This is a genomic window from Pseudomonas sp. FP2254 (assembly GCF_030687695.1).
Taxonomy (GTDB): Bacteria; Pseudomonadota; Gammaproteobacteria; order Pseudomonadales; family Pseudomonadaceae; genus Aquipseudomonas; species Aquipseudomonas quebecensis.
This window is the reverse complement of the sequence record NZ_CP117444.1, coordinates 1,010,656-1,037,046: the sequence shown is the minus strand read 5'-3', so window position 1 is coordinate 1,037,046 and position 26,391 is coordinate 1,010,656. Positions and strand designations below refer to the sequence as shown.

At 61.7% G+C, this 26,391-nt stretch carries 22 protein-coding genes and 1 other RNA gene; 8 read left to right on the top strand and 15 right to left on the bottom strand.

The window, feature by feature from the left end; translation table 11 throughout:
* Positions 1 to 4: 4 nt before the first annotated feature.
* From mraY to rsmI, 9 genes are all read right to left on the bottom strand, one after another.
* Positions 5 to 1,087, bottom strand: a complete 1,083-nt coding sequence (gene mraY, locus PSH94_RS04595; RefSeq protein WP_034111805.1) for a phospho-N-acetylmuramoyl-pentapeptide-transferase — start codon at positions 1,085 to 1,087, stop codon at positions 5 to 7.
* Entirely contained in the window at positions 1,087 to 2,457 is a 1,371-nt protein-coding gene (gene murF, locus PSH94_RS04590) for a UDP-N-acetylmuramoyl-tripeptide--D-alanyl-D-alanine ligase (RefSeq protein ID WP_253510519.1), read from the bottom strand. Before murF ends, mraY begins: the two co-directional genes overlap by 1 nt.
* On the bottom strand, positions 2,450 to 3,913 hold the full coding sequence (locus PSH94_RS04585; RefSeq protein WP_305436614.1) for a UDP-N-acetylmuramoyl-L-alanyl-D-glutamate--2,6-diaminopimelate ligase: 1,464 nt from the start codon (positions 3,911 to 3,913) through the stop codon (positions 2,450 to 2,452). The genes murF and PSH94_RS04585 overlap by 8 nt, the downstream gene beginning before the upstream one ends.
* A complete protein-coding gene (locus PSH94_RS04580; protein ID WP_181078617.1) occupies positions 3,913 to 5,655 on the bottom strand; it encodes a penicillin-binding protein 2 in 1,743 nt (580 codons plus the stop codon). Before PSH94_RS04580 ends, PSH94_RS04585 begins: the two co-directional genes overlap by 1 nt.
* Positions 5,655 to 5,948, bottom strand: a complete 294-nt coding sequence (gene ftsL / locus PSH94_RS04575) for a cell division protein FtsL (protein ID WP_124361353.1) — start codon at positions 5,946 to 5,948, stop codon at positions 5,655 to 5,657. The genes PSH94_RS04580 and ftsL overlap by 1 nt, the downstream gene beginning before the upstream one ends.
* Positions 5,945 to 6,892 carry a 16S rRNA (cytosine(1402)-N(4))-methyltransferase RsmH gene (rsmH, locus tag PSH94_RS04570; RefSeq protein ID WP_370694742.1) on the bottom strand — a complete coding sequence of 316 codons (948 nt, stop codon included), beginning with the start codon at positions 6,890 to 6,892 and terminating at the stop codon, positions 5,945 to 5,947. Before rsmH ends, ftsL begins: the two co-directional genes overlap by 4 nt.
* On the bottom strand, positions 6,889 to 7,344 hold the full coding sequence (gene mraZ, locus PSH94_RS04565; RefSeq protein WP_003171868.1) for a division/cell wall cluster transcriptional repressor MraZ: 456 nt from the start codon (positions 7,342 to 7,344) through the stop codon (positions 6,889 to 6,891). The genes rsmH and mraZ overlap by 4 nt, the downstream gene beginning before the upstream one ends.
* 355 nt (positions 7,345 to 7,699) lie before the next feature.
* Positions 7,700 to 8,053, bottom strand: an RNA gene (gene rnpB / locus PSH94_RS04560) — RNase P RNA component class A.
* Positions 8,054 to 8,149: 96 nt separating this feature from the next.
* Positions 8,150 to 9,055: a 16S rRNA (cytidine(1402)-2'-O)-methyltransferase gene (gene rsmI / locus PSH94_RS04555; RefSeq protein ID WP_181078562.1), complete on the bottom strand. Its 906-nt coding sequence runs from the start codon at positions 9,053 to 9,055 to the stop codon at positions 8,150 to 8,152.
* A 187-nt stretch (positions 9,056 to 9,242) separates the two neighbouring features.
* Here rsmI and PSH94_RS04550 point away from each other — a divergent pair, with 187 nt between their 5' ends.
* The 4 genes from PSH94_RS04550 to PSH94_RS04535 all read left to right on the top strand — a co-directional run bounded on the left by PSH94_RS04550 (position 9,243) and on the right by PSH94_RS04535 (position 12,689).
* Positions 9,243 to 11,054, top strand: a complete 1,812-nt coding sequence (locus PSH94_RS04550) for a penicillin-binding protein activator (RefSeq protein ID WP_305436612.1) — start codon at positions 9,243 to 9,245, stop codon at positions 11,052 to 11,054.
* Positions 11,054 to 11,425 (top strand): YraN family protein, encoded by a 372-nt coding sequence (locus PSH94_RS04545; protein ID WP_181078565.1) that lies wholly within the window; start codon positions 11,054 to 11,056, stop codon positions 11,423 to 11,425. The genes PSH94_RS04550 and PSH94_RS04545 overlap by 1 nt, the downstream gene beginning before the upstream one ends.
* Positions 11,426 to 11,517: 92 nt before the next feature.
* Entirely contained in the window at positions 11,518 to 12,111 is a 594-nt protein-coding gene (locus PSH94_RS04540; RefSeq protein WP_024073509.1) for a phosphoheptose isomerase, read from the top strand.
* Positions 12,108 to 12,689 (top strand): BON domain-containing protein, encoded by a 582-nt coding sequence (locus PSH94_RS04535; protein WP_034111799.1) that lies wholly within the window; start codon positions 12,108 to 12,110, stop codon positions 12,687 to 12,689. Before PSH94_RS04540 ends, PSH94_RS04535 begins: the two co-directional genes overlap by 4 nt.
* A 68-nt stretch (positions 12,690 to 12,757) precedes the next feature.
* Here PSH94_RS04535 and PSH94_RS04530 read toward each other — a convergent pair whose 3' ends face one another.
* Positions 12,758 to 13,528, bottom strand: a complete 771-nt coding sequence (locus PSH94_RS04530; protein ID WP_181078566.1) for an OmpA family protein — start codon at positions 13,526 to 13,528, stop codon at positions 12,758 to 12,760.
* 208 nt (positions 13,529 to 13,736) lie between these two features.
* On the bottom strand, positions 13,737 to 14,381 hold the full coding sequence (locus tag PSH94_RS04525) for an MBL fold metallo-hydrolase (protein WP_305436610.1): 645 nt from the start codon (positions 14,379 to 14,381) through the stop codon (positions 13,737 to 13,739).
* 168 nt (positions 14,382 to 14,549) lie between these two features.
* Here PSH94_RS04525 and PSH94_RS04520 point away from each other — a divergent pair, with 168 nt between their 5' ends.
* Genes PSH94_RS04520 through PSH94_RS04505 form a run of 4 tightly spaced genes read left to right on the top strand, consistent with a single transcriptional unit; the run spans position 14,550 to position 17,992 of the window.
* A complete protein-coding gene (locus PSH94_RS04520; protein WP_181078569.1) occupies positions 14,550 to 15,140 on the top strand; it encodes a paraquat-inducible protein A in 591 nt (196 codons plus the stop codon).
* A complete protein-coding gene (locus tag PSH94_RS04515; protein ID WP_181078571.1) occupies positions 15,137 to 15,778 on the top strand; it encodes a paraquat-inducible protein A in 642 nt (213 codons plus the stop codon). The genes PSH94_RS04520 and PSH94_RS04515 overlap by 4 nt, the downstream gene beginning before the upstream one ends.
* On the top strand, positions 15,762 to 17,414 hold the full coding sequence (locus PSH94_RS04510; protein ID WP_305436608.1) for an intermembrane transport protein PqiB: 1,653 nt from the start codon (positions 15,762 to 15,764) through the stop codon (positions 17,412 to 17,414). Before PSH94_RS04515 ends, PSH94_RS04510 begins: the two co-directional genes overlap by 17 nt.
* Positions 17,415 to 17,431: 17 nt before the next feature.
* Complete coding sequence (locus PSH94_RS04505) at positions 17,432 to 17,992, top strand: membrane integrity-associated transporter subunit PqiC (protein WP_253510507.1); 561 nt, start codon at positions 17,432 to 17,434, stop codon at positions 17,990 to 17,992.
* Between the two features lie 12 nt (positions 17,993 to 18,004).
* On the opposite strand, the gene PSH94_RS04500 is transcribed toward PSH94_RS04505, so the two are convergent.
* The 4 genes from PSH94_RS04500 to PSH94_RS04485 all read right to left on the bottom strand — a co-directional run bounded on the left by PSH94_RS04500 (position 18,005) and on the right by PSH94_RS04485 (position 26,231).
* Complete coding sequence (locus PSH94_RS04500) at positions 18,005 to 20,731, bottom strand: LuxR C-terminal-related transcriptional regulator (RefSeq protein ID WP_305436607.1); 2,727 nt, start codon at positions 20,729 to 20,731, stop codon at positions 18,005 to 18,007.
* A 236-nt stretch (positions 20,732 to 20,967) separates the two neighbouring features.
* Positions 20,968 to 22,332 (bottom strand): DUF1329 domain-containing protein, encoded by a 1,365-nt coding sequence (locus PSH94_RS04495; RefSeq protein ID WP_181078578.1) that lies wholly within the window; start codon positions 22,330 to 22,332, stop codon positions 20,968 to 20,970.
* 28 nt (positions 22,333 to 22,360) lie between these two features.
* A complete protein-coding gene (locus PSH94_RS04490; RefSeq protein ID WP_181078580.1) occupies positions 22,361 to 24,220 on the bottom strand; it encodes a DUF1302 domain-containing protein in 1,860 nt (619 codons plus the stop codon).
* A gap of 328 nt (positions 24,221 to 24,548) precedes the next feature.
* The gene (locus tag PSH94_RS04485) at positions 24,549 to 26,231 is read right to left on the bottom strand and encodes a fatty acid--CoA ligase (protein ID WP_181078582.1); all 1,683 of its coding nucleotides are present in this window, start codon (positions 26,229 to 26,231) and stop codon (positions 24,549 to 24,551) included.
* Positions 26,232 to 26,391 lie beyond the last annotated feature (160 nt).

The following is a 26,391-nucleotide window of genomic DNA, read 5'->3' as shown; positions in this document are numbered from 1 at the left end:
TTTTCTACCTCAGTTTCAGGGTGGCAAGGCCGATCAGCACCAGAATCACGGTGATGATCCAGAAGCGGACGATCACGCGTGGCTCGGGCCAGCCCTTGAGTTCAAAGTGGTGGTGAATCGGCGCCATGCGGAACACGCGACGCCCGGTCAATTTGAAGGACGCCACCTGGATGACCACCGACAGGGTTTCCATCACGAACACACCGCCCATGATGAACAGCACGATTTCCTGGCGAACGATCACTGCGATGGTGCCCAGGGCCGCGCCCAGCGCCAACGCGCCGACGTCACCCATGAAGACTTGTGCCGGGTAGGTGTTGAACCACAGGAAGCCCAGGCCCGCACCAATCAGCGCGCCGCAGAATACGATCAACTCACCCGCGCCCGGTACGTAGGGGATCAGCAGGTATTCGGCGAATTTCACGTTACCCGACAGGTAGCAGAAGATACCGAGCGCACCGCCCACCATCACCGTCGGCATGATCGCCAGGCCGTCGAGGCCGTCGGTAAGGTTGACGGCGTTGCTGGAGCCGACGATCACGAAGTAGGTCAGCACCACGAAGCCGATGCCCAGGGGAATGCTGGCGTCCTTGAGCATGGGCAGAATCAGCGTGGTTTCCACCGCGCTTGGGGCGGTCATGTACAGGAAGATCGCCGCGCCCAAGCCGAACACCGACTGCCAGAAATACTTCCAACGGCTTGGCAGCCCCTTGGAGTTCTTCTCGATGACCTTGCGGTAGTCATCCACCCAGCCGATGGCGCCGAACAGCAGGGTCACCAGCAGCACCACCCATACATAACGGTTGTGCAGGTCAGCCCAAAGCAACGTGCTGACACCGATGGAGGACAGGATCAGCGCGCCGCCCATGGTCGGCGTACCGGACTTGGACAGGTGCGACTGCGGGCCGTCATTGCGAACCGATTGACCAATTTGCAGGTTCTGCAGGGTGCGAATCATCCACGGCCCCAGGAACAGTGACAAACACAACGCGGTCAGCACACCCAGGATCCCGCGCAGAGTCAGGTACTGGAAGACCGCGAAGCCTTTGTGGAACTGTTGCAGATACTCAGCCAGCAGCAGCAGCATTAATGTTTCTCCGTACTTGAGCCACACAAGGCCACGACGACGTTTTCCATCACCGCGCTGCGCGATCCCTTGATCAAAATGGTTGTCTGTTTGTCGTGTTCGGCCGCAGCCAGCGCCTGGATCAGCTCGGCTTGGGTGGCGAAATGCTGCGCACCTGGGCCGAAAGCGTTGACGGCGTGGGCCATGTTCGGGCCGACGGCATAAAGGGCGTCGACCTTGCCGCTGGCGTAGGCACCGACTTCGCGGTGGGACTGTTCGGCCCAATCGCCCAGTTCAGCGATATCGCCCAGAACCAGTACCTTGCGGCCGTCGAAGCCTTTGAGCAGGTCGATGGCGGCGCAGACCGAGGACTGGTTGGCGTTGTAGGTGTCATCGATCACGCGCATGCCGTTTGTCGCCAACTGCGCCACGGTGCGGCCCTTGACCGGTTGCACCGCGCCAAGGCCCGTGGCAATACCGAACAGCGACACGCCCAGGGCGTACGCGGCAGCGGCGGCGGCCAGGGCATTGGCAACGTTATGGTTGCCCAACAAATTCAGTTGCACGTGTTCGCTGCCTTGCGGGGTGTGCAAGGTAAAGGACGGGCAGCCTCGGGCATCGACGGTGATGTTGGATGCATGGAAATCAGCCGCTGCGTTATGCACGGCAAACGTCAGGACCTTGCGACCGGCGGCGCGCACGCGCCAGGTTTCGAAGGCCTTGTCGTCGAGGTTCAATACGGCGGTGCCCGAAGCGTCGAGGCCTTCTAGGATTTCACCCTTGGCTTCGACGATCTTTTCCGGGCCACCGAACTCGCCCACGTGAGCGGTACCGGCGTTATTGATAATGGCGACGTGGGGCTTGGTCAGCGCCACGGTGTAGGCGATTTCGCCGACGCGCGAAGCGCCCAACTCGATCACCGCCGCCGTGTGTTCCGGGGCCAATTCGAGCAGGGTCAACGGCGCGCCGAAATCGTTGTTCAGGTTGCCACGGGTAGCGAGTACCGGCCCGCGTGTGCGTAGCACGCCGGCCAGCAGTTCCTTGACTGTGGTCTTGCCGCTGGAGCCGGTGATGGCCGCCACCGGCTGCTCGAAGGCGGCACGGTTGAGTGCGCCCAGTTGGCCGAGGGCCAAACGGGTGTCGGCGACCAGCAACTGCGGCAAGCTCGACTCCGGTACTTCGCGCTGCACCAGGGCACCCACGGCGCCTTTGGCGGCGACGTCATTGAGGTAATCGTGGCCGTCAAAGCGCGGGCCGGCCAGCGCGACAAACAGTTGCCCTGGCTGGATGGCACGGCTGTCGATGCTGACGCCATCGAAGCGGCAATCGCCGGACAGAAGGCGAGCGGACAGGGCTTGGGTCAGTTCGCTGAAGCGCATCGGCTTAAGCATGGGCGATCTCCCAGGCGCTCAAGGCGTGATCGGCCTCGACCAGGTCGGAAAAGGCATGCCGCTCGCCGTTGATTTCCTGGTAGTCCTCGTGGCCTTTACCGGCGAGCACCACCACATCGTCGACGCCGGCGCTGGCGATCAGTTGGGCAATGGCGTTACCGCGACCGGCGACAAAGGTAGCTTTGGAGACTTCTTTGAAGCCTGCACGGATGTCATCGAAAATCTGGCTTGGGTCTTCGCTGCGCGGGTTGTCGTCGGTCACCAGCACGCCGTCGGCCAGGCGCTCGACAATCTCTGCCATCAGCGGGCGCTTGCCGCGATCACGATCACCGCCGCAACCGAACAGGCACAGTAATTTGCCCTTGGCGTGTGGGCGCAGCGCTTGGAGTACTTTTTCCAGGGCGTCCGGGGTGTGGGCGTAATCAACCACTACCAGCGGCTGTTTTCCGCCACCCAGGCGCTGCATGCGACCGGCCGGGCCTTCCAGCTTCGGCAGTACGTTCAGAATTTCGTCGAGGGCATAGTCCAGGCCCAGCAGCGCACCGATGGCAGCAAGCACGTTGCTGAGGTTGAAACGACCGAGCAAGGTGCTGCGCAGGTGGTGTTCGCCCTGCGGGGTCACCAGGGTGGCGCGCACGCCTTCGTCGTCGAACCGGGCTTCGCGGCAATACAGGTAGGCACTTGGGTCCTGCAGGCTGTAGCTGATCAGGCGCCCTTCGCGGTCTTCGGTGGCGAGTTGGCGACCGAACGCATCGTCCAGGTTAACGACCCGGCATTTGAGATCGTTCCACGCGAACAGCTTGGCCTTGGCGGCGGCGTACGCCTCCATGGTGCCGTGGTAATCCAGATGGTCGCGGGACAGGTTGGTCATCACCGCCACATCGAACGCCAGGGCGCTGACGCGACCCTGCTCCAGCCCGTGGGATGAGACCTCCATGGCCACGGCCTTGGCACCGGCTTTTTTCAGGTCGGCCAGGGTCGCCTGCACGGCAATCGGGTTCGGCGTGGTGTGCAGGCCGCTTCGCAGCGCGCCATAGAAACCGGTCCCCAGAGTGCCGATAATGCCGCAGTGCTGGCCCAGCAGATCAAGAGCCTGGGCCACGAGCTGGGTCACGCTGGTCTTGCCGTTGGTGCCGGTCACGCCCACCAGATTGAGGTGGCGGCTCGGCTCGCCATAGAAACGCCCGGCGATATCGGATAACTGCTTGGCCAGCCCTTTGACCGGAATCAGCGGCACGTCGGTGATCGGTAGCACGGTGGCGCCTTCGGCTTCATACGCCACGGCGGCGGCACCGCGTTGCAGCGCATCGGCAATGTGCGCGCGACCGTCGAACCTGCCACCCGGCACGGCCAGGAACAGGTCGCCGGCACGCACATTGCGGCTGTCCAGGGTCAGCTCACGGATCAACAGGTCGCGACCGGCATGGGCGAAAATCTTGTTCAAACTTAGAGACATCAGCCGCGCCCTCCATTGGCTTTTACGGCAGCGGCCGGTGGTCCGGCGTTTGCTTGCTGGGTCGGCGGCAGGTTGTCAGGGGTGATATTCATCAGGCGCAGGGTGCCGGACATCACTTTGCTGAACACCGGCGCCGAGACCAGGCCACCGAAGTAACCGGCCTTGCTGGGTTCATCGATCACCACGACGATGGCGTAGCGCGGGTCGCTCATCGGCCCGAAGCCGGCGAACAGCGAACGGTACGAGTTCTCGGCATAGCCCTTGGTGCCCACGGATGTCTTACGTGCGGTACCGGATTTGCCGCCCACGTGATACGCCGGCACCTGGGCACGGAACACGCCGCGCGGTGCTTCGATCACTTGTTGCAGCATGCCTTGCATGGTCTTGGCGACATTTTCCGGGATCACCTGAGTCGCCTTTGGTGCTTCGTCGACGTGAATCAGGCTTAACGGCACCATGCGGCCATTGTTGGCCAGCACGGAGAAGGCGTGGGCCAATTGGATTGCCGTCACCGACAGGCCGTAGCCGTAGGACAGCGTGGCGGTCTCGGCTTTTTTCCAATCGCGGTAGTTCGGCAGGTTACCGACGCGCTCGCCAGGAAAGTCCAGGCCCGTGGGTTGGCCCAGGCCGATTTTCTGCGCCAGGTGGTAGATGGTTTCGCCGCCGATATCGAAGGCGACCTTACTCATGCCCACGTTACTGGAGTTGATCAGGATGCCTGTCAGGTCCAACACCGGCCCTTCGGTCCGGGATACGTCGCGAATGGTGTATTTGCCCAACTGCAGCGTGCCCGGATAGACCTCGACCTTGTCGCTGGGCTTCCAGCGTCCCGTTTCGAGGGCAGCACTCATGGAAATGGCTTTCATGGTCGAACCCGGCTCGAACACGTCGATCATGGCGCGGTTGCGCATCATCGCCGGTTGCAGGTTGCGACGGTTGTTCGGGTTGTAGGTTGGCTGGTTGACCATGGCGAGAATCTCACCGGTCTTCACGTCCATGATCACCAGGCTGCCGGCCTTGGCGCCGTTCTCGATGATCGCGTTACGCAGTTCGCGGTTGGCCAGGTATTGCAGACGCAGGTCAATCGACAACGCCAAGGGCTTACCGGCCTTGGCGTTCTTGGTGACCTGGACATCCTTGATCAGCCTTCCGCGCCGATCCTTGATGACTTGTCGCTTGCCTGGAACCCCGGCCAGCCATTCATCGTAGGCCAACTCGACACCTTCGCGACCGTGGTCGTCGATGTCGGTGAAGCCCACCATATGGGCGGTGGTTTCACCGGCCGGGTAGAAACGACGGAACTCCTCGATGCCGTAGACACCGGGGACTTTAAGGTCGAGCACCTGCTGGCCCTGCTCAGGGGTCAGGCCGCGTACCAGATAGATGAACTCTTTGTTGGCCTGGGCTTCCAGACGCTCGGCCAGGGCCTTGGGGTCTTGACCAAGGGCGGCGGCGAGGGCCGGCCAGCGGTCCTTGGCAACCTGCAGTTCCTTGGCGTTGGCCCACAGCGTGGTCACCGGTGTACTGACGGCCAGGGGCTCGCCATTGCGGTCGGTGATCAGGCCACGGTGCGCGGGAATAGGGATATGACGCAGGCTGCGGGCGTCGCCCTGGCCGATCAGGAAGTCGCGGTCGACCACCTGCAGGTCGATGATGCGCCAGGCGATCGCGCCCACCATCAGTGCCAGCAAGCCAAGCACCAGGCGGAAGCGCCATGGATAGAGCGCGCCTTCAAGTTTCATCATGGCGCCACCATCCGCACGTCAGCTGCGCCGGGGATATGCATTTTCAGCTGTTCCGTGGCCAGCACCTCGATACGACTGTGGGCGGTCCAGGTACTTTGCTCCAGGATCAACCGTCCCCACTCCGCCTGAGCTTTGTCGCGCACGCTCAATTCCCCGTACAGGGTGTTGAGCAACTGACGGTTCCAGTGGGCGCTGTAGGACACCGCGATGGCGGAAACCAGCACGCCGATAAACAGCAGCAACATAAAGAAGCTGCCGCCTGGCAGGGGCTTGGCGAAAAGCTTGCTCACCGCAACTTCTCCGCAACACGCATGACCGCACTACGGGCACGTGGGTTGGCCTTAAGCTCAGCATCGGAAGCGAACTGCGCTTTGCCATGGATCTTGATTTTCGGCACAAAGGCTTCGAAACGTACCGGCAGGTTGCGCGGCAGGTTGTCGGACTCGCCCTTGACCAGGCGGCGCATGAACAGCTTGACGATACGGTCTTCCAGGGAGTGGAAGCTGATCACCACCAGGCGACCGCCCACTTCCAGCGCGTCGAGGGCAGCCTCCAGGCCGGCCTCCAGATCGCCCAATTCGTTGTTGACGTGAATGCGCAGGCCCTGGAACGCACGGGTCGCCGGGTTCTTGCCCTTTTCCCAGGCTGGGTTGGCGACTTTCAGCACTTCGGCCAGGTCAGCGGTGCGCTCGAACGGTTGCAGTTCGCGGCGCTCGACCACGGCACGAGCCATACGGCCGGCGAAACGCTCTTCGCCGTATTCCTTGAACACCCGGGCGATTTCTTCCACCGGCGCGGTGGCGATGAACTGCGCGGCGCTGACGCCTCGGGACGGGTCCATGCGCATGTCGAGGGGGCCGTCGTTCATGAAACTGAAACCGCGTTCCGGGTCATCGAGCTGGGGCGAAGACACGCCCAGGTCAAGCAAAACGCCGGCGACCTTGCCCGCCATGCCGCGCTCGGCCACTTCGGCTCCCAGCTCGGCAAAGCTGCGCTGCACAACGACAAAGCGGCCGTCTTCGGCCGCTAGCGCTTGCCCGGTGGCAATCGCTTGGGGGTCTTTGTCGAACCCGAGGAGCGTTCCGTCCGGCCCGAGCTGACTAAGGATCAATCGACTGTGCCCGCCCCGTCCGAACGTCCCATCCACATAGCAGCCATCCGCGCGTACGGCGAGAGCCTCGACGGCTTCGTCAAGCAGTACGGTGATGTGGTTAAAGCCGCTATCAATAGTCACAGGATCAGATCACGCAGTTCGTCAGGCATGGCGCCCGGTTGTTGAATAGCAGCCAGGTCAGCTGCGGAAACAGCATCCCAGGCATCTTCGTCCCACAATTGGAACTTGTTCAGTTGGCCGACCAGCATTGCGCGCTTATCGAGCTTGGCGTACTCGCGTAGACGCGGGGGTACCAGGAAACGACCACTGCCATCGAGTTCAAGGTCGACGGCATTACCGATCAGCAAACGCTGCAGGCGGCGGTTTTCTTCACGCAATGAAGGCAAAGCGCGCAATTTGGTTTCGATCAACTCCCACTCGTCGAGGGGGTAAACACATAAACAAGGGTCAACGGCATCGATTGTGATGATTAACTGCCCGGAACTTCTCGAAATCAGCTCGTCGCGATACCGGCTCGGCATAGCGAGACGGCCTTTTGCGTCGAGACTGATAGCGTTAGCTCCGCGAAACACAGATGCGTTTCTCCAAATTTTAGCGTTTTACGTTCAAAAAACCCACTTTGTGCCACTTTCCGCCACTTGCGCACACTATAGGAATGCGCCCACCACACCGTCAAGGCACGGATTCAAGGAAAAGCCTTACAGAACGGAGATTTAGGAGCGTAAAGGGAGGAGAAACCCGAGTTCGACGATATTTTTGACCCAACAAGCGCAGAGCACTCAAAGCGCTATAGCTCGAAGTTAAAGTGATTTATTAAGAGTAAGATTTTTTTGGTATTACGAAGATGCATCTGCCAATGATTTGGCAGGGAGGGAGTCTTGCGTTACTACCGTTTTTTTGCTCGAGACTCGAACAAAAGGAAATAAGGTGGAGAGTCGATCTATAAGCCGGGTTCTGTCTTGAACAGTCATTCGTCTACGATGGCCATCACTGGACATCTTTAGCAACCTACCCGGTCCCAGCGCGGGCCACGCCTTGGGACCCTATTTGGTCTTGCTCCAAGTGGGGTTTACCTAGCCACGAACTGTTGCCAGTCGTGCGGTGCGCTCTTACCGCACCTTTTCACCCTTACCGGCACCGAAGCGCTTAGGCGGTTATTTTCTGTGGCACTTTCCGTAGGCTCACGCCTCCCAGGCATTACCTGGCACTTCGCCCTATGGAGCCCGGACTTTCCTCCCCCCCCTAATTTTCATAGAGGGCAGCGACTGTCCAATCGACTCTCCGCCGCGCAGGTTAACGGCACGGCGGTCTCAGGACAAGTATTAAAAGACCGCGACTGCCATCATGATCGGATGAAATGCACCCTCCACCCCGGAACTATTCGGCTTTCTGCTTATCCAGCGCCACTTGATACAGGACGTTCTTGCGCACGCCGGTGATTTCCGCCGCCAGGGCCGCTGCGCGTTTAAGTGGCATTTCCTTGAGCAACAGATCCAGGATGCGCATGGCCTCGCTGCTCACCGCGTCCTCGCTCTCCGGCGCGGTCCAGCCCGCTACCAGCACCACGCACTCGCCGCGCTGCTGGTTACTGTCGCCTTCGACAAAGGCTCGAAGCGCTTCCAGGGGTAAGCCTTTGAGAGTCTCGAAGGTCTTGGTCAGCTCGCGGGCCAACAGCGCCAGGCGCTCGCCGCCGAATACCAGCTCCATGTCCTGCAGACACTCCAGGATGCGGTGCGGCGCTTCGTAGAAGATCAGCGTGCGCGGTTCCTCCTTGAGGGCCTCAAGGCGCGCTCGACGCCCCACCGCCTTGGCGGGCAGGAAGCCTTCGAAGATAAACCGGTCGGAAGGCAGGCCGGCCGCCGATAAGGCAGCAATCAACGCGCACGCCCCCGGAACAGGCACTACATTGATACCTGCGGCGCGTGCCTGGCGGACCAGGTGGTAACCGGGATCGGAGATCAATGGCGTGCCCGCATCGGAAATCAACGCCACGTCGTCGCCGGCCAGCAGACGCACGATAAAGCGGCTGCCTTCCTCGCGTTCGTTGTGCTCATGGCAGGCCGCCAGCGGCGTACTGATACCAAAATGTTGCATCAAACGTTGGGAGTGGCGCGTGTCTTCGGCCGCGATCAATTTAACGTCGCGCAACACTTTCAATGCGCGAGCACTGATGTCGTCCAGGTTGCCAATGGGCGTCGCCACGACAAAAAGCGAGCCTGCAGTGGAATTCAAAGGACCTGGAGCAGTCAAAACGCACACCTCGATGGTTGGCAAAAAAATCATTGTAGCGCGTAGATGCCTTGAAAAAACGCCATCGAGGCCGATCCCTTCAGGGTCGCTTGCGTCCGGTAACATCCAGTCAGCCGCTTTTGCACGACCTAAATCGACGGTTTCACGCCAGCAACATCGCGCCTGGGCCAGTGCTTGGGTACACTTCCACGCTAATTTGATCGGTATCAGGAACACTTACATGATCGCTTGCCTGCGGCTGCTCTCCGCCCTCTGCCTCGCTGCCCTACTGGCCGCCTGCGCCAGCTCGCCCTCGTCCAGCCTTGGCGAGCTTCCTCGGACCCCGGACGCCAGTATCGAGCAACTGCTCGAACAGGCCACCTCCGCCAAGACGCCGGAAAAGGCCGCACTGTTGCGCCTGAGTGCAGCTGACCTGGCGTACCACCAGAATAATCCTGGCCGCTCGGCGCAGATTCTTGCACAAGTGCCCCTGGAGGCTCTCAAGCCTGCCGCACAGGTGTTTGCCAGCACACTGGCTGCCGAGCTGGCGATGACGCGCAACCAGCCCAAGGCCGCGTTGACGGCATTGAGCCACCCGAGCCTGCAAAGCCTCAAGGACTTGCCTGCCGAGCAGCAGATTCGCACCGGTACCGTTCATGCCCGCGCTTATGAGGCCGACGGCCAGACCCTGGCCGCCGCCCGTGAGCGTGTCGCCATGGCCTCGTTGCTGACCGGCGACGCCGCGCATGCCAACCATGACGCCATCTGGGCGCTGATTGCCGCCCTGCCGGCCGAGCAGTTGCAAGCCAGCGGCAACCCTATCCTCGATGGCTGGATCACCCTGGCTCAATCGGTCAAGAGCGCCGGCACCCTGGAGCAACAGCAGGCCGCCATCGACACCTGGCGCGCGAAGAACCCCAACCATCCGGCGGCGCTGCAATTGCCGACGCCGCTGACCAAGCTCAAGGAACTGGCCAGCCAGCCCCTGAACAAGATCGCCCTGCTGCTGCCACAGGACGGCCCGCTGGCCTCCGTGGGCAAGGCGTTGCGCGAAGGCTTCATGGCGGCCCATTACCAGGCCGAACAGGCCGGGCAGAAGCCGCCGGTCATTGAGTTCTATGACAGCTCCCGCTTGACCTCCCTCGACGATTTCTACGCCAAGGCCCAGGCCGCCGGCGTGCAACTGGTGGTCGGCCCGCTGGAGAAGCCACTCGTCAAGCAGCTCAGCGCGCGGCCTCAACTACCGATCACCACCCTGGCGCTGAATTACGCCGAAACCGATCAAGCTCCGCCGCAGCTGTTCCAGTTCGGCCTGGCCGCCGAAGACGAAGCCCGCGAAGTCTCGCGCCGCGCCCGTGCCGATGGCCTGCACCGCGCCGCAGCCATGGTGCCGCGTGGCGAATGGGGCGAGCGTGTCTACAAGGCGTTCCGCCAGGATTGGGAAGCCAACGGCGGTACGGTCATGGGTGTGGAGTATGTGGATCAGCCCGTGGCCCTGGCCCAGCAGATTGCCGACCTGTTCCAGCTGCGTAAAAGCGAAGCCCGCGCCAAGAGCCTGCAAAACACCGTTGGCACCGATGTGGCGGCACAACCTTCACGTCGCCAGGACATCGAGTTCATCTTCCTGGCCGTAACCCCGCAACTGGCCCAGCAGATCAAGCCGACCCTCAACTTCCAGTACGCCGGCGACGTGCCGGTGTATGCAACATCCCACGTATTCAGCGCCAGCGGCGACAAGAACCAGTACCTGGACATGACCAACGTGATGTTCTGCGAAACGCCTTGGCTGCTCAACACCACCGACCCGCTGCGCAACCAGGTCGCCGCGCAATGGCCACAAGCCAATGGCAGCCTCGGCCGCCTGTATGCGATGGGCGTCGATGCCTATCGCCTGGCGCCACGCCTGGGCCAGCTCAAGGCGCTGCCGGACACTCGGATGGATGGCCTGTCGGGCAATCTGGGCATCAGCGGCAACCAGCGCGTCGACCGCCAGATGCCTTGGGCCAAGTTCGTCGGCGGCCAGGTCCAACGCCTGCCGGACACCCCGCGCTGATGCCCGAGCGGTCCCGCGCGCAAAGCGGCAAGGATGCCGAACTTCAAGCTCTGAACTACCTGCAGCAACAGGGTCTGCGCCTTCTGGCGCAGAACTGGTTGTGTAAACGCGGCGAGCTTGATCTGGTCATGCTTGACGGCGATACAGTAGTATTCGTCGAAGTCCGCTACAGGAAACACGCACAATGGGGTGGCGCGCTCGCCAGTATCGACGGGCGCAAGCGTCAAAAGCTGATACTCGCCGCGCAGTTTTTCCTGCAAAAAGAGCATCGCTGGGCCGACTCCCCCTGCCGTTTCGATGTGGTCGCCATAGAAAGCACACCGTCGGGGACGGCTGATCTGAACTGGCTGCCCAATGCCTTCGACAGCTGATTCGCCGGACCTCTACACCACACACTTTTGCTCTTTGCTTTGCGGGCTGCACATTCCTGTGCCAAACAGCCGCGCTACTTAAGGTCACACAGATGGACATGCAATCCCGAATTCGCCAGCTATTCCAGGCCAGCATCGACACCAAGCAACAGGCGATGGACGTACTTGCACCGCATATCGAGCAAGCCAGTCAAGTCATGGTCAATGCCTTGCTCAACGAGGGCAAAATGCTTTCGTGCGGCAACGGCGGTTCAGCCGGCGACGCCCAGCACTTTTCCTCCGAGCTGCTCAACCGCTTCGAGCGCGAGCGCCCGAGCCTGCCGGCCATTGCCTTGACCACCGATTCGTCGACGATCACCTCGATCGCCAACGACTACAGCTACAACGAGATCTTCTCCAAACAGATCCGCGCCCTGGGCCAGCCGGGCGATGTGCTGCTGGCGATTTCCACCAGCGGCAACTCGGCCAACATTATTCAAGCGATCCAGGCCGCACATGATCGCGAAATGATTGTCGTAGCATTGACCGGACGCGACGGCGGCGGCATGGCCTCGCTGCTGCTGCCAGAAGATGTGGAGATTCGCGTTCCGGCCACTGTCACTGCACGTATCCAGGAAGTCCACCTGCTGGCGATCCACTGCCTGTGCGATCTGATCGACAGCCAACTGTTCGGGAGTGAAGAATGACCGTTAACCGCCTCAGCCTTTTGGCCATGACGCTGTGCCTCGCCATCAGCGGCTGCAGCACGGCAATCACCGCGACACGTGACACCCCCATCCAGGACGACAAGGGCACGCGTACCTTCGGCAGCAAGATCGACGACTCTCTGATCGAAACCAAAGTCGAGGTCAACGTCGCCAAAGCCGCGCCGGACCTGGGCAATGGTGCCTCGCGCATCGTCGTCACCAGTTTCAACGGCGTGGTACTGCTCGCCGGCCAAACGCCCCGCGCCGATCTTAAGGCCCAGGCCGAGCAAGCCGCAGCGGCCGTGCAACGCGTGAAGAAGGTGCATAACGAATTGCAGGTGATGGACCCGATCACCCTGCTGGCCATCAGCAATGACGCGCTGCTGACCACCAAGATCAAGGCGCAGATGCTCACCGACAACGCCATCCCAGGCTCGCGTATCAAAGTCGTCACCGATAACGGTATCGTCTACCTGATGGGCCTGCTGACCCAGGCGGAAGCCACCCGCGCCGCCAATCTGGTACAGGGCGTATCTGGCGTGCAGAAGATCGTTAAGGTGTTCGAATACATCGATTGATGTAAACGCCGCCCACAAAAAAGGACGCCGTGCAGCCATTGCACGGCGTCCTTTTTTATTACCCGAGCTTACTGGTACTGCTGGTACGGGTTGCCCTGGAACTGGTTATTTTGCTGCGGTGCCTGCTGCTGGGCCGGCTGGCCATACTGCTGGCCTGGGATAGGACCCAGGTTGACCTCGACCCGACGGTTCTGGGCACGGCCATTGACGTCCGCGTTGCTGGCGATCGGGTTATCCGGGCCGGCGCCGCGCGCGCTCAGGTTGGCCGGACTCACGCCTTGGGACGTCAGGTAATTGGCCACGCTCTGAGCGCGACGCTGGGACAGGTCCATGTTCAACTGGCGGCTGCCGGTGCTGTCGGTGTAGCCGACAATCTGGATGGTGTTCTGATTGAACTGCTTGAGCGAATTGGCCAAGTTGTTCAGCGGCTGGTAGAAACTGCTGGAAATCGCGTCGGAGTTGGTGGCGAAGGTGATGTTACCCGGCATGATCAATTTGATCTGGTCGCCCTGGCGCTGCACTTCGACTCCGGTATTGGCCATGCTTTCGCGCAGTTTCTTTTCCTGCTGGTCGGCGTAGTAGCCATAGCCGGCGGCACCTGCACCGGCCACCACTGCGCCGATCAGCGCGCCCTTGCCACGGTGGTTGTGGTCGATGGCCGCACCGGCCAATGCCCCGGCCAGAGCGCCCAGGCCACCGTACTTGGCGGTCTTGCTCATACCGCCGGATTCATTATTCGCCTGTCCCTGGCTGCTGCCGTCATAAGGATTAGGGGAAGCGCAGCCGGACAACAGGGCTACGGCGGTAGCGACAACAAGCAGACGACGCGGAGTGAACATGAAGGAAGCTCCTACTTTTGCATTCTGTGGTGCAAAGGACATTGGCAACGGACCTGTGCCGGGTTTGGAACGCGACAAACGGCAAAAATTCCGTCATCGCGTTCCAGGCTGTAACAAAAGACTGGCCAACACTGACCGCCATCAAAACCCTAGCAGACACCCGCTGAACACAACCTGAGATTTTTCTGTAACGGCGCGCTCGCTGACATCAAGCCCGAACGAACGGGTTCTCGCGCATCTCATCCCCCAGCCGCGTATCCGGCCCGTGCCCCGTCACCACGATGGCATCATCGTCCAGGGTATACAGGCGCTGCTTGATCGAACGCACAATGGTCGCCTGATCGCCACCCCACAGATCCGTACGCCCCACGCCGCGGCGGAACAAGGTGTCACCGGCAATCAGCAATTTGGCATCGGCGAACCAGAAACTCATCGATCCCGGCGTATGCCCAGGCGTGTGCAAAGCCACGCCGCAGCCGCAGGCCAGGGCCTCATCATCGGCCAGCCAGCGGTCGGGCGACGGCACTGGCGTATAGGGCACCCCAAACATCTGGCATTGCATCTCCAGGTTGTCCCACAGGAATTGGTCTTCCTTGTGCAGATGCAGGGTGGCGCCGGTTTTCTCTTTCAATTGACCCGAAGCGAGGAAGTGATCGAGATGGGCATGGGTATGAATGATGCTCACCACCTTCAGGCCCAGCGCATCGAGCCGCGCCAGGATCCGTTCCGGGTTGCCGCCCGGATCGACCACGATGGCTTTTTTGGTGACGGGGTCGCCGATGATCGTGCAGTTGCACTGCAACGGGCCGACCGGGAAGGTTTCGCGGATAAGGGCGTTGTGTTCAATATTCATCGGTACTCCTGCGCTTCATATGGCATATTCGCCACAGTATGGTTGACCAAGCCTCACACCCGAAAGTGACGGTTCGCTCGCCCGCATGCAAAGCCGCCGCTGCTAAGCTTTGCGGGCGCCCCTCAACCCCACCCAAGATCGCAAACGTGCCGCGCTGGAGCGAGCCTCATGGCGAACCACTTGATCATCTGCGAGCACTGCGACTGCGTGTACCGCAAAGTCGCGCTCGCCCGGCATCAAAAAGCCGTGTGCGTGCGCTGTGCAGGCGTGTTGCAGCGCTACAACGGCCTGACGCTGCAACAGCGCCTCGCCTTGACGCTGACCGCCGCGGTGCTATGGGCTTTCGCTAACTTCTATCCGGTGATGACGATCAGCCTGCAGGGCCTGAAAAACAGCGCCACGCTGTGGGACTCAGTGGTGGCCCTGAGCCTGGGGCCAATCACCTTTATCGCCTTGGTGGCCGCGATCTCCATCATCATCGCGCCGGTTTTCCAGTTGTTACTGCTGATATGGGTGTTGAGTTTCGCCTTGGCCGGCCAGCGTTCGCCGGCGTTCAGGCTCTGCATGCGCTGGCTCGAAGCACTGCGGCCGTGGAGCATGCTCGAGGTGTGCCTGCTCGGGGCGATGGTGGCGGTGTTCAAGTTGGCCGGCATGCTCGATGTCATTCCCGGCACCGGCCTGTTTGCGCTGGCCGTGCTGAGCCTGTTGCTGATCCGTATCGCCGGGCGCGATGTGCGTGACCTGTGGGACGTTGTGTGAATACGCCGCCGACGGCCAGCGAACTCAACCTGTGCCTGTGCCACAGCTGCGGCCTGGCGGCTGACATCAGCGCAGCCCCCGGCGAATGCGAACGCTGCGGCGCGCCCCTGCACCGGCGCAAGGTCCGCTCGCTCACTCGCACCTGGGCCTACATGCTCACGGCGCTGGCCTTTTATGTACCGGCCAATGTGCTGCCGGTGATGAATACCAGCCTGTTCGGCTCGGGCGCCGACAGCACCATCATGAGCGGGGTTCTTGAGTTCTGGCAGCACGGCGCGTGGGACATCGCGCTGATCATTTTTATCGCCAGCATCGCCGTGCCGGGGATCAAGTTCGTTTCTCTGGCGCTGCTGCTGGTGACCGTGCAACGCAACAGCCTGTGGGCGCGCAAGGAGCGCTCGAAGCTGTTCCGTTTTGTCGAACTGATTGGCTACTGGTCGATGCTGGATGTCATCGTGGTCGCGCTGGTGGCCGCGCTGGTGAAGTTTCAGGCGCTGGGCACTATCGAGCCGCGCCTGGGCATTCTGTTTTTCGGCCTGGTGGTTGTATTTACCATGTTGGCTGCGATGAGCTTCGACCCGAGGCTGATCTGGGAACCCCCACACACTAAGGAGACCTCGGATGACGTCCCGCACTGACGCTGCGCAAACGCCCGGATCGCCGGCCATCAAGACCCGGCGCTTCAGTGTGTCGCTGGTCTGGATCGTGCCGATCGTTGCGGTATTGGTGGGGATTTCGCTGGTGGTCCACAACGTCCTGCAGCAGGGCCCGACCATCACGCTTAACTTCAGGACCGGCAGCGGGCTGACAGCGAATAAAACCGAGGTCAAGTACCGCAACGTGGTGATCGGCCAAGTGACCGATGTGGCCCTGAGCGACGATCAGAAAAGCGTCAACGCGACCGTGCAGTTGGCCAAGCAGGCCGAAAGTTTCACGCGCGCCGACTCGCAGTTCTGGGTGGTACGCCCGCGCATCGGCGCGGGTGGCGTTTCCGGTATCGACACGCTGTTGTCCGGCGACTATATCGGTGCCGACATCGGCCAGTCCGAGACCCGCGCCAGGCAGTTCAAGGGCCTGGAAAACCCGCCGCCGATCACCTACGGCGAACCGGGCAAACGTTTTACGTTGCATACGCAGACCCTGGGCTCGCTGGATATCGGCTCGCCGGTGTACTACCGCAAAATCGAGGTCGGCCAAGTGGTGGCCTACAAACTGGATGCCGAAGGCAAAGGGGTCGATCTCGAAGTGTTCGTGCATGCGCCCAATGACGCGTATGTCACGCAGAACACCCGCTTCTGGAACGCCAGTGGGATCGACCTGAGTGTCGGCGCCAATGGCTTCGCGCTGAAAACCGAATCGCTGTCGTCCATGCTGGTGGGCGGTATTGCGTTCCTGGCGCCGCCTTACAGCCCCAACGATAAGCCCGCCGATGAGGAACAAACGTTCGAACTGTTCGACGACCAGGTCAGCGCGCTTGCTCCGCCCACCGGCGACGGCCAATACATGGCCCTGCGTTTCGACCAGGCCCTGCGCGGGCTCAAGGTCGGCGCGCCGGTGGAGTTCCTCGGCATCGAGTTCGGCAAAGTGGTGTCGGTCAACCTGGACTTCGATGCCAAAAAACGCAGCTTCCCACTCAACGTCGGCATCGTCATCTATCCCCAATTGCTCGGACAGGCCCATACCAAGCTGCTCAAGACCATGAACAACGATCCCAAGGATGAAGCCGCCGGCGTACGCCTGATCGGCTCGTTCATCGAGAACGGTCTGCGGGCCCAGGCGCGCAGCGGCAACCTGCTGACCGGCCAGTTGTACATTGCCCTGGACTTCTACCCCAAAGCCGACAAGGTCACCTTCGACCCCACCCTGCGCCCGGTCAGCATCCCGACCATTCCCGGTAACCTGGAACAACTGCAGGAAAAACTCGAAAGCATCGTCAACAAGATCAATCAACTGCCGATCGAACGCATCGCCGGCAACCTCGACAGCAATCTCGTCGAGTTGCGCAAAGGCCTCACCCAGTTCAACGCCAAGACCCTGCCCGGCGTACAGACGACCTTGGCCGACGTCAGCAAGACGTTGCAATCGGCCAACGCGACCCTCGCCGAAGACTCACCGCAGCGCGAGCAACTGACCCAGACCCTGGATGAGCTGGGCCGCATGTCCCGCTCGTTGCGCGAGCTGTCGGACTACCTGGGCCGTCACCCGGAATCGCTGATTCGCGGTCGCCCCGACAACGCCGCGCCCCTGAACCTGCAAGGGCCACCGCGCAAATGAAACCTGGAGCAAGCGCCATGACGTTTCCGTTCAAAGCCACCCTGCTCGGCGCGTTGTTGGCGCTGTCGGCCTGCGGCAGCACGCCCATTACCTTCCATACGCTGACCCCGGCGCATGCGAATCTGCCCACGGTTGGCGGTACCGGCACGATCCGCATCGAGAGCCTCACGGTGCCGCCCGCCGTGGACCGACCGCAGATCGTGGTGCGCCAGGGCGACACGGGCATCGCCATCCTGGAAACCCAGTGGTGGGCCGCCAGCCTGGCGGACGAAATGCGCAGCGCGCTGGTGGATCAGTTGGCCAACAGCAATCCTCGGCCACCGCTGCTGTTGCGGGTCGACGTGCAGCGCTTTGATTCCGTGCCTGGCCAGTACGCCCGGTTTGACGCCCAGTGGCGTCTGCGGCCCGCCAGCGGCACTGAACGCCCGTCGCTGCTGTGCCGAACAACCTTGCAGTCGCCGGCGGGCAGCGGCATTGACGATGTGGTGCTGGCCCATCAGAACAACCTCAAGCGCTTCGCGGCACAGGTCAGCCGGGCAGCCGCCAGCGCTGCTGGCCAGTGCCCAGGCACACCGTAGCCCACCGCGAGATCAGGCCAGCAACCCCATGGCCTTCGCGCGGGCCACGGCCTGAGTGCGTCGCTCCACGCCAAGCTTGCTGTTGATGTGGCTGGCGTGGGTTTTCACGGTGTGCAGGGAAATGAACAACTGATTGCTGATTTCCTGATTCGAACATCCCAGGGCAATCAGTTGCAGCACGGCCATTTCGCGCGCGCTGAGCGCCTCATGGGAGGGTGAAACCCCCGCCGCCGCCGTGGGCAACAACGCCAGCAGGGCCTGGCTCGCCAGGGCGTGAGGGTGCTGAGCCAACTGCTCGCGCATCCAGTCAGCATGGTTTTCCAACAGCCGCTGGAACGGTTGCAGTGCGCCCCCGGCGGCAGCCTGCAGGGCCTGGGCCAGCATCGGCCGCGCCTTGGCCGGCTGCCCGCCCTCCAGCAGCAGTTGCACCTGCTGGGTCAGCGCCAGCAAAGCGATCATCTGGCGGCCGCTGGTCTGGGCCTCTTGCGCCAATTGCTCCAAACGCTGCAACGCCGCTTCGGGCTGATGACGCGTGGCGTCCAGGGCGGCTTGTTGCAGGCCGATGTGTTGCGGCAGGTGGGGATGAAACTCCGGCGCGGCGGCGGCGTGGTCGCCGTTGTAGGTCTGCCCCAGCCGCGTCAGCCAGGCATCGGCCAGGTCGGTACGGCCCTGGGCCAGCCACAGTTCGCATTTGATCAGGGTGATCATGGCCAGGTAGTAAATCGGCGGCACGTCCCAGATATGCATCAAGCGCTCGGCTTCAGCCAGCTCGGCGAAGGCCAGAGGAAAGTCGCCGCGGCGTCCTTCGAAACTGGCGATCACACAGTGCCCGATCAGCACGCTGATATCGCGGCAGGCTCGGGCCTCCGCCAGCCCGGCGCGCAGGCGAGCCAGGCCCGCTTCGGGCTGCAAGCGCAACAGCAGCAAGTAACCTTCATACAGCGCCAGGCGCGCGCGCACCGCATACAACCGCTGAGGCGCCAGGCCATGCAGGCGCTGCAGGCCCTGGCGCACTTCGTCGAGCGAACGCAGGATTTCACCGCGCGCCTGCAACACCCGCGCACGGTCGTAGTGGGCCAAGGCCTCGAACAACGGATTGCCGACCCGCTGCGCGAGCTCCAGCGATTCGCGATTCAAGCCCCGGGCGCGCCACAGGTCGGCATCGGCAATCGCCAGGTTGGATAAGGTCGACAGACACATCAGCCGCTGGCCATAGCGGCGCTGCGGCAGGCTGTCCAACGCCTCGCTGCAGTAGCGCTGGGTCAGCTCGCGATCACCACGACCACGGGCGATGATGCCGCTCAGCGCCAGCCACTGCGCCAGCATCGATCGTTGTGCGGTGGCCGAAGGGGCCGGCAGGAAGCGACTGAGGTAACTGGACAGTTCCTGCGCCGCGTCTAGCTGGCAGGCCAGGCCCAACGCCCAGCTGTACAACACAATCAAGCGCGGCGTGCTGATCAGCAGGCTGTCGGGCAAGTCCATTTTCCAGCGCAGCAGCATGCCGACATTCTGCTCGGCCAGCAGCTGTTCTTCGGACAGGTTTTGCACCAGGTTTGCCGCCACATCCAAATGGCCGGCGCGCAATGCCTGCTCCACCGCTTCGTCGATCAGGCCCTGGGCATTGAACCAGCGACAGGCGCGCAGGTGCAGGCTCGCGGCCGGCAGCACCGGGCTGTTCGCGCGGCGACTGCGCAACAGGTCGGAGAACAGATGGTGATAGCGAAACCAGACGCCCTGCTCGTCCAGCGGCACCAGAAACACCTGGTGAGATTGCAGGTAGCGCAGGATGTCCGCGCTGTCGTGGGCTTCGCGCACAGCGTCGCACAGTTCGCTGCAAAAGCGCTCCTGGGGCGCGGTGTCGAACAGGAATGCCTGCACGTCAGCCGGCAGACAGTCGATCACCTCTTCCAACAGATAATCGCGGATCAGACCTTCGCCGCCGTGCAGGCTCTGGGGCAAAGCGCCTTCGTTGCCGGCTTCGGACGCCGCCAGCAACCAGAAGCGCAGTCCGGCCACCCAGCCTTCACTGCGCCGGATCAAGTTATCGAGGGCTTCGCCGCGCAGCGAATTGCTATGGTGATCCAGCACTGCCAAGGATTCGCCATGGGTCAAACGCAGGTCATGTTCGTGCAGTTCGAGCAAGTGCCGCGACAAACGCAGGCGCGCCAGATGCCAATCCGGGCGCTGGCGGCTGGTTACCAGCACCACCAGGCCGTCGGGCAAGTGGTTGAGGAAAAACTGCAGGCAACGGTCCAGCACCGGGCCCTGGGCCAGATGGTAGTCATCGAGTACCAGCAACAGCGGCGCGCGGGTGGACAAGTGAACGGCCAACTCATCGAGCAGGCCATCGAGCCATTCTTCAAAGGCAAAGGGTTGATGACGCTGGCGCATTTTCAGCAGGCCCAGGGACTGGGCGCCGATCGGCGAAAAGTACTGTTGCAGGCCTTCGAGCAAACGTTCGAGGAAACGACCGGGGTCACTGTCCCGTGGGCTCAGGCCCAGCCACAGGCTTTGCCAGTGCGTCGGCAGGCTTTGGCAGAACTCGACCGCCAGGGAACTCTTGCCGAAGCCGGCCGGCGCGCTGACCAGCAGCAACCGTCCCTGCAATCCGGCATTCAGCCGTTCGCACAGGCGCGGTCGCGGCACGTAGCCGTCAGGCAGCGGTGGCCTGTAGAAACGCGCGTCCAGGGACGGGATCGCCGTACTGGCGGGCCCTTGGATTCGGGACAGATCAGTCATCGCCGGGCTCTTATTGAAGGCTATTGTCGGCATTGCAGATGTCCGCAGACTAGCGGTAAAAGCCGCCGGTTTGTAGATCTTTGCAACAATTGCCTGGAAAAGAACTGCGACAAGAAATATCGCCACAAACAAAAGTGGAAGGGGGCTTGCTCCCGATAGAGGCGGATCAGTCGATGCTGCGCTGACTGTCACACCGCTACCGGGGGCAAGCCCCCTTCCACATTGAGTCGTTCAGCTTAGCGCACACCATCCTGACGCAAGGCCGCCGGGGTGAAGTCGCTGGTGGTAGCGGTGAAGCCAAAGTCGTAGGCCTGTTTCTCTTCGTTCTTCATGCCCAGCGCCAGGTAACGGCCGGACTGCAGGTCGTAGAGGGTTTCCAGGGCGTACCACGGCACTTGCTTGTCGTAGTAGTTCTCGGCATGAGCTTCGGCGACGCGCCACAGTTGGCCACGGCCGTCGTAGTGGTCGATCACCGCGGCTTGCCAGGTGTCTTCGTCGATGTAGAAGTCACGCTTGGCGTAGATGTGGCGCTGGCCTTCCTTCAAGGTGGCGACCACGTGCCAGACGCGGCGCAGTTCGTAACGCGCCAGGTCCTGGTTGATGTGGCCGGCCTTGATGATGTCGGCGTACTTGAGCTTCGGATCGTCGATCTTGTAGCTGTTGGAGGCGATGTAGATTTCCTTCTTGCCTTCCAGCTTCCAGTCGTAGCGGTCCGGCGCACCGTTGTACATGTCGAGGTTGTCGGAGGTCCGCAGGCCGTCGGCGGCGGTGCCCGGGCCGTCATAGGAGACTTGCGGGGCCCGGCGCACACGACGCTGGCCGGCGTTGTAGACCCACGCCGAACGCGGCTCCTTCACCTGGTCCAGAGTTTCGTGCACCAGCAGCACACCACCGGCAAGACGCGCCGGCGCGGTTACTTGCTGCTTGAAGTAGAACAGCACGTTGCCCGGGTTCTTCGGATCGAAGTCCTTCATTTTGTCGCGGAACACGAACTGGTCGCGGAAATACACCAGGCTGTAAGAGCCATTGGTCTGCGGGGTAGCCTGCGTCACCAGGCGCGTGACGCTACCGCCGCGATAGCGAGTGATATGGTTCCAGATCACCTCGACGCCACTTTTCGGAATCGGGAACGGTACCGCAGTTTCGAAGTTTTCCAGGCCGTTGCCGCCGGACACCAGGTTGGTAGTGGTGGCGTTCTTCTTGATCGAGGCGAACACATCGGCCGGCACGGTAGCGCCGCGATGGGTCGGGTAGACCGGCATCTTGAAGGTTTCCGGGTAGCGCTTGAACATCGCGTACTGCCCCGGCGCCAGTTTGTCTTTGTACTGCTCGACGTTCTGCGCGGTGATGGTGAACTGTGGTTGCTCACTGGCGTACGGGTTGGCGAGGAACCCCTTGGCATCCACAGCGCCGGCGTTGGTCGGCATAGGCGACCATTTGGGGATGGTGCCCGCCGCGTTCCCGGCCATCTCGGCGCCCATCGGCGTGAGGGTGGTGCCCAGCTTGGCGGCTTCATCCGCCGAGACCGCCGCCATGACGTTGCTCGCCAGGATCGACAGCCCCAGCACACCTACGTGCAACAGACTTTTAGTTATTTTCATATTCCGGTCTTCCTGAAATTCAGTGTGCTTAGAAGTTCGCGCCGACGCTCAGGGCGACAAAATCACGGTCATCCACGGTGCTGAACTTGCCGCCGAAGAAGTTGGTGTACGCCAGGCTCGCGGTGTAGGTGTTCTGGTATTCGGCATCCAGCCCCAGGCTGACCGCTTTGCGACCTTCTTCGAAGTTACCGCCAGGGCCTGGCGAATAACCTTTCACGTCGTGGGACCACGCCACGTTGGGCTTGAGGTTCACACCGGCGAACACGTCCGGGTATTCCCAGATGGCACGCGCGCGGTAGCCCCAGGAGGTTGCCGTGGTGAAGCCGTCGTTGTTGCAATTGGTGTTCAAGCCGGCGGCGTTGGGCAGGCCGGCGCCATTGGCCGTGGATTGGTTGAGCCTGTCGCAGAAGCCAGCCGGCAAGGTGCCAGGACCGAATACCGGGTCACGGCCGTAACGGGCTTGTGATTTGCTTTCCAGGCCGCCCACATGGGTCACGCCGATTTCACCGACGGTGGTCAAGCGGCTCGCGCCCATCACTTGGTCGAAGAAGTGCGTGAAGGTGGTCTGGAACTGGGTCACTTCCTTGCGGTTGTAACCGTGCAGATCCTGGCCTGGGGTGCCTTTGAGCACGGACGCGTTGCCAAAGCCCGGGATCGGCGTAACACCGGCGAAGAGAATATCGGTGGTGCTCAACTGCACCGGTGCGTTGGGACGGTAACTCAGCTCACCGCTCCACGCGGTGCCCGTCGGCAGCGTGGTGGAGAAGCTCAAACCGTAGAGGCGGATATCTTCCGGGTACTCGACGAAGTAGTTGGAGTTGCCGGCCACGACCAATGGCCGCAAGGCGCCCAGCGGCCCCAGCGGACGGGTGTAGGCCGACGCCGGCGCACCCTGTGCACTGAAGATCGGCGCACGGCTGTGGTAATTCATGAAATACGCGCCGAACTCGGTGTCCAGCGGCTCGAAGTTGTAGTGCATGGCCACGCCGAATTGGCCGCTGTCTCGGGCATCACGGTCAGGGCCACGGCGCACCAGCACGCCTTCGTTGTTAACGTCCACACCCAGGGCCGTCAACGTCGGCAAGGCAGCCCCCGGAATGGTCGAGCGCTTGTTCAGCACGCGCAGGTTATTGCTGCAGCCATCGGAAATCACATCCGGCTGCGAGAAAAACGTACCGCAGTTGTCGGTGACGGTCTGGTCCCATTCCAACTGGTAAAACGCTTCGGCCGACAGGTTATCGGTCAGGGTCTGTGACACGTAAAACATGTTGACCGGAATCAGGCCTTCCTTGATTTCGGCACCCGGACGACGGAATGCGGACACGTCAATCGGGTTGATGGAGTTGATACCGCCGCCGATGAAGGTGCTTTCGCCCCAGCTCACCACCTGCTTACCGAACCGCACGCTGCCCGGCTGATCGGCAATCGCATAGTTGTGATAGACGAAGGCATCGAGAATCTGCCCACCGGAAGACTTGGCGCCTTCCTTGCGATTGTTGTCGCTGATGTCCTTGAACTCACGGCTTTCATCCTTGAGTTCGAAGTCGTACCAGTATTTGCCCCGCACGAACACGCCGGTGTCGCCGTACTTCAGCTCCAGGTCGTGAATACCTTTGAAGATCTTGGAGAAGGTCTCGCCGCGCTTGAAGTTCAGATGGCCGTCATCGGAGGTCTGGGACAACCCCCGGCCGCCGTTGTTGGCGCCGATCAAGTCCTTGTTAGGCTTGGCTGTCGACCAGCTCGCGCCCACCGAAAGCGACGAGTCGAAGTTGCCTTCGATTTCACCGATATTGAAACTGACGCCGAATGCAGGCCCGGCGAGCGTAGAGGCGAGGCTGACGGCCAGAGGCAATCTTGCCCGGCGCCAGAACTGGTTTACTGAGGTCATCGACGCTACTCCATGTGCATTATTGTTATGGCAGTGAGTTCTTGATGATGCGTGTAACAGCCGGAATACAACGATTCCAATGCTGCCTGGCAACTGAACCTCCATGGCCCGAAGCGATGCATCCTTGAAAAACTCAGGTGGGACTATAGCCAGCAGGGGGTACCGCATGATCCCTCTAAAGTGTGATTTGCATCACCGACCCGTCTGCCACAGACCTTTCGCCATGTCGGCGAGGGCCGACGCCGCAAGGATGGCTGAAAATCGGCAAATCACAAGTGAAGGCGCCAGATAGAGCATTGCCGTGCCCGAACGGGCACGGCGCAGGGGGTCAGAGTGTAGACAGGAACGTGCTGTTGTTAGCCTGCCATTCAATGATGTCAACGCGGATACGTTTCTTGTCGAGTTTGCCGACACTGGTCTTGGGAATTTCCGTAACAACGGCGATCTGACTCGGAATCGCCCACTTGCTCAAGTGCCCCAATTCCACGAACGGCTTGAGATGTTCCTTCAGCTCGCGGGCACCCATCACATGGCCCTCGCGCATGACCAGCAAGGCAAACGGGCGCTCGCCCCACTGCGGATCGGCGATGCCCACCACCGCTACTTCGCGAACCGCCGGATGACGGCTGACCAGGTCTTCGAGGGCCAGGGACGAGATCCACTCACCGCCGGTCTTGATCACATCCTTGATGCGGTCGCGGATATCAATCACCCCAAAGGCATCCAGCGTGGCCACGTCACCAGTGTGCATCCAACCGCCCGCCCACAGCTCGGCGCCCTTTTGCGGCTCCTTGAAATACCCTTCGGTCAGCCACGGCGCGCGCAGCACCAGCTCGCCCTGGGACTCGCCATCGGCCGGCAGAAAACGGCCCTCGGCGTCGATGATCGCTGCATCGACCAACGGCCCCGGTACGCCGGCCTTGATGCGATAGGTAATGCGTTCGTCGTCGCTGCCGGCCAGCAGCTCCTCATTGAGGTGCGCACAGGACACCAGCGGCCCGGTCTCGGACATACCGTACGCGGCGGTCAGTTGAATCCCGCGGGCCTTGGAAGCTTCGTACAGCGAACGATTCAGCGCACTGCCACCGATGACGATTTTCCAGCCGGCAAAATCCACCCCTTGAGCGGCCTTGGTGTTGAGCACCATCTGCAGGATGGTCGGCACGCAATGGGAGAACGTGACCTTCTCCTTGCGCCACAGCTCCACCAGCAATTGCGGGTCGTAGCGGCCGGGGTAGACCTGCTTGAGGCCAAGCATGGTGGCCACATACGGCAAGCCCCAGGCGTGCACGTGGAACATCGGCGTGATCGGCATGTACACGTCGTTGGTGCCCAGCAGCCGCACGCTGTCGACGCTGCCCATGATGGTCGCCACCCCGATGGTGTGCAGCACCAGTTGGCGATGGGTGAAATACACACCCTTGGGGTTACCGGTGGTGCCGGTGGTGTAGAACGTGGTGGCGACGGAGTGCTCGTCGAAATCCTGAAAGTCGTAGTCGGGGCTGGCGGCGGCCAGCAGGGTTTCGTACTCGCCGACCAAGTCGGGCAACTCGGCGGTTTTGGCTTCGCCATCGGTGAGCAGCAGCGTTTTGTCCACCGTGGTGAGCTGCCCGGCGATGGCTTGATAGAGCCCGACGAACTCGCTGTTGACCAGCACGAACCGGTCCTCGGCATGGTTCATGGTGTACAGGATCTGTTCCGGCGACAGGCGCACGTTGATGGTGTGGATCACCGCGCCGATCATCGGGATGGCGAACATGCATTCCAGATAGCGATGGCTGTCCCAATCCATCACCGCCACTGTGTCACCGGCCTTCACACCCGCCTCGGTCAACACATTGGCCAGACGCGCGACGCGCTCGATCAGGGTTGGGTAGGTGTAGCGCAATTGGTCACGGTAAACGATTTCCCGGGTCTTCTCGTAACGGGTGCCTGACATCAACAGGCGCTTGATCAACAGCGGGTATTGGTACGCACCTTCGGCGGGCGGGATAACACGGGTCTGCAACATACGAATCCCTTTTTATGACTGCACGGTCTTGGCTTGAAGACCTGCACTGTAGAGACGTTGTGTTGGCGCTAAATCAGCCAAAGGAATGATTTGCAGACCTCAGCAAATGCTAGCTTTGCGCCAGCATTTGCACAGAACCTGAGCCTGTCCACGTGGGTGG

What these genes read in the sequence shown, in the direction of transcription:
- PSH94_RS04490 (WP_181078580.1), bottom strand. Translation starts at nt 24,220, where the DNA reads ATGACCTCAGTAAACCAGTTCTGGCGCCGGGCAAGATTGCCTCTGGCC.
- murF (WP_253510519.1), bottom strand. Translation starts at nt 2,457, where the DNA reads ATGCTTAAGCCGATGCGCTTCAGCGAACTGACCCAAGCCCTGTCCGCT.
- PSH94_RS04545 (WP_181078565.1), top strand. Translation starts at nt 11,054, where the DNA reads ATGCCCGAGCGGTCCCGCGCGCAAAGCGGCAAGGATGCCGAACTTCAA.
- mraY (WP_034111805.1), bottom strand. Translation starts at nt 1,087, where the DNA reads ATGCTGCTGCTGCTGGCTGAGTATCTGCAACAGTTCCACAAAGGCTTC.
- PSH94_RS04580 (WP_181078617.1), bottom strand. Translation starts at nt 5,655, where the DNA reads ATGAAACTTGAAGGCGCGCTCTATCCATGGCGCTTCCGCCTGGTGCTT.
- PSH94_RS04585 (WP_305436614.1), bottom strand. Translation starts at nt 3,913, where the DNA reads ATGTCTCTAAGTTTGAACAAGATTTTCGCCCATGCCGGTCGCGACCTG.
- PSH94_RS04550 (WP_305436612.1), top strand. Translation starts at nt 9,243, where the DNA reads ATGATCGCTTGCCTGCGGCTGCTCTCCGCCCTCTGCCTCGCTGCCCTA.
- PSH94_RS04505 (WP_253510507.1), top strand. Translation starts at nt 17,432, where the DNA reads ATGACGTTTCCGTTCAAAGCCACCCTGCTCGGCGCGTTGTTGGCGCTG.
- PSH94_RS04485 (WP_181078582.1), bottom strand. Translation starts at nt 26,231, where the DNA reads ATGTTGCAGACCCGTGTTATCCCGCCCGCCGAAGGTGCGTACCAATAC.
- PSH94_RS04510 (WP_305436608.1), top strand. Translation starts at nt 15,762, where the DNA reads ATGACGTCCCGCACTGACGCTGCGCAAACGCCCGGATCGCCGGCCATC.
- rsmI (WP_181078562.1), bottom strand. Translation starts at nt 9,055, where the DNA reads ATGATTTTTTTGCCAACCATCGAGGTGTGCGTTTTGACTGCTCCAGGT.
- PSH94_RS04535 (WP_034111799.1), top strand. Translation starts at nt 12,108, where the DNA reads ATGACCGTTAACCGCCTCAGCCTTTTGGCCATGACGCTGTGCCTCGCC.
- PSH94_RS04520 (WP_181078569.1), top strand. Translation starts at nt 14,550, where the DNA reads ATGGCGAACCACTTGATCATCTGCGAGCACTGCGACTGCGTGTACCGC.
- PSH94_RS04530 (WP_181078566.1), bottom strand. Translation starts at nt 13,528, where the DNA reads ATGTTCACTCCGCGTCGTCTGCTTGTTGTCGCTACCGCCGTAGCCCTG.
- PSH94_RS04500 (WP_305436607.1), bottom strand. Translation starts at nt 20,731, where the DNA reads ATGACTGATCTGTCCCGAATCCAAGGGCCCGCCAGTACGGCGATCCCG.
- PSH94_RS04495 (WP_181078578.1), bottom strand. Translation starts at nt 22,332, where the DNA reads ATGAAAATAACTAAAAGTCTGTTGCACGTAGGTGTGCTGGGGCTGTCG.
- PSH94_RS04525 (WP_305436610.1), bottom strand. Translation starts at nt 14,381, where the DNA reads ATGAATATTGAACACAACGCCCTTATCCGCGAAACCTTCCCGGTCGGC.
- PSH94_RS04540 (WP_024073509.1), top strand. Translation starts at nt 11,518, where the DNA reads ATGGACATGCAATCCCGAATTCGCCAGCTATTCCAGGCCAGCATCGAC.